The organism is Massilimicrobiota sp. An134, assembly GCF_002160815.1.
Lineage (GTDB): Bacteria > Bacillota_I > Bacilli_A > Erysipelotrichales > Coprobacillaceae > Allocoprobacillus > Allocoprobacillus merdigallinarum.
Window position 1 is genome coordinate 1 of record NZ_NFLH01000072.1, and the last position, 2,005, is coordinate 2,005.

General features: G+C 29.9%; 2 protein-coding genes and 1 pseudogene. 1 reads left to right on the forward strand and 2 read right to left on the reverse strand.

Translation table 11 applies throughout. The features are described 5' to 3' along the window. Positions 1-143: 143 nt before the first annotated feature. Both tnpA and B5E79_RS13205 read right to left on the reverse strand, forming a co-directional pair. Positions 144-485 (reverse strand): annotated as a pseudogene (tnpA, locus tag B5E79_RS13200) (IS200/IS605 family transposase); the annotation flags it as partial. Positions 486-668: 183 nt separating this feature from the next. After that, positions 669-1,037 (reverse strand): DUF11 domain-containing protein, encoded by a 369-nt coding sequence (locus B5E79_RS13205; RefSeq protein WP_158095511.1) that lies wholly within the window; start codon positions 1,035-1,037, stop codon positions 669-671. Positions 1,038-1,173: 136 nt separating this feature from the next. Between B5E79_RS13205 and B5E79_RS13210 the strand changes: the two genes are divergently transcribed. Beyond that, entirely contained in the window at positions 1,174-1,803 is a 630-nt protein-coding gene (locus B5E79_RS13210) for a PTS sugar transporter subunit IIB (RefSeq protein WP_158095512.1), read from the forward strand. Positions 1,804-2,005 lie beyond the last annotated feature (202 nt).

A 2,005-nucleotide genomic window follows, 5' to 3' on the forward strand; every position in this document is an offset into this window, starting at 1 on the left:
TTGTAATCATCCTCCTTAAGATAATTACAAAAGTTTTATGCCGATAAATCAATAAAAAACTAATGATGATACAATGATTATTTCAATTTAATCGGCATAATTATTTTATCGGTATAAGTCAGCTTATGCCGATATCGGCATAAATCTACATAATACCCTTCACTCCAGAAATGCCTGTTTCCAAATTTATATTTCAAATCTGCATGTCGATCAAACATCATCAATGCTGATTTTCCCTTTAGATATCCTACAAAATCCGACACTGCATATTTTGGTGGAATCATTACTAACATATGTACATGATCATTCATGAGATGTCCCTCTATAATTTCTACTCCTTTGTATCTACATAATGTTCTTAATATTTCTCCTAAGTCTTTTCGATATTGATTATAAATAATTTTTCGTCTATACTTAGGAGTGAACACAATATGGTATTTGCACATCCATTTTGTGTGTGCTAAAGAATATGCTTTCTTAGCCATAACAATCACCTTTCCTTTCTTATTAATGGTAGCTTGAACAACTCCATTATAATCGGAAAGGTGATTGTTTTGTATAACTTTTCTCTCTCTACCCGCATAGCAGGTAGTTTTTTGTTTCGTACATTTCATGTACTCAACTGACTAAAGTCAAAAGCATTAAAGAGAAATAGAGGTCAAAGACCTCTATTCTGTAATACGCACTTGGAAAACAATTTCAACAGTTGACATTGGATCAATAGATGGAATCACATAATAAAGTGTATGATTATCAATTGCGGGTGTTTGTTCATGACCATTAACATAAAATGAGTCTTCCACATATTCCACATTTTCATCCATATAATCACTAAAGACAACTTGTGTTTCTTTTACCAATGATGGATTTTTAATTTTAATTGTATAAGTGAGTGTTTCTCCCTGACATGCTTCTTCTTTATCTACTTTTTTACAAATATGAAGTGGTTTTTTCACTAATGTTTCCACATCATTGCTGACACTTGTATGACAAGACGTTTTCACTTGTGCAGTATTGCACAAGTGAAAACGTTTCATAAATTTCCCTCCTTCCATTTATAAGTGATGCAAATTCATTGTGTTGTTCTGTTCATTGACAACGTTTCTTTTCTTTTTTTGTAAAAATTATCTATTTTTTAAAAAATAGTATATGATAAAAGAAGTAGGTGAGAAAATGATGTTTGATGAATTCTATCGTACAATTTATAATCAATTATTTTTTAAATGGATTCTGTGTCATGATAAGCAATACCAACAAGATCATATCCAGTATCATGTGGAAACAGAAAATGAAAAATTAAAAGTTATCTGTTTGTCTACAACAAAAGTGAAAGGGAAAATAACGATTTGGTATAATAATATCGTAGAAGAAGAGATTTTGCGTATCAAAGATGAAAAACTTGTCTTTTATTTACATTTTACGATTACTGATTTGGCACAATGTTATCACTTATTCCATAAATTTTATCAAACCATCATTCAGTATACCCAACAAAAAGAATGGAAAATTGCGCTCTGTTGTACTGGTGGTTTATCAACTTCTGTATTCATTGAAGAAATGCAACAAGTCTGTGAACTGGAAAACCTACATTTTCAGCTTGTTTCATTATCATTAGATCAGCTTTATCAAAATTATCAAAACTATGATGCCTTGTATCTGGCACCACAAATTGCACATATGGAACCTGAAATTCTAGCTTATACCCAACATCAAATTCCAGTTTATTGTATTGATGCAACTTTGTTTGCGACGAAAAACTATCGTGGCATTATTCAAACAATTCAAAAAAACATTCAAGCATAGATATATTCTATGTTTTTTCATATCATTTTTACATGATTTTCCATATTTACTCTATGATTCTTTGTTATTTATTTTTTATATTTAATTTAACTTCAGTTAAATGTTGGTAATTGATTTTAACTCCATAAAAACGGTGTTAAAGCCCTTTAAAATAAAACATGATATTTTCATCAGTGCTATACTTATATCGAGGTGAAGATAT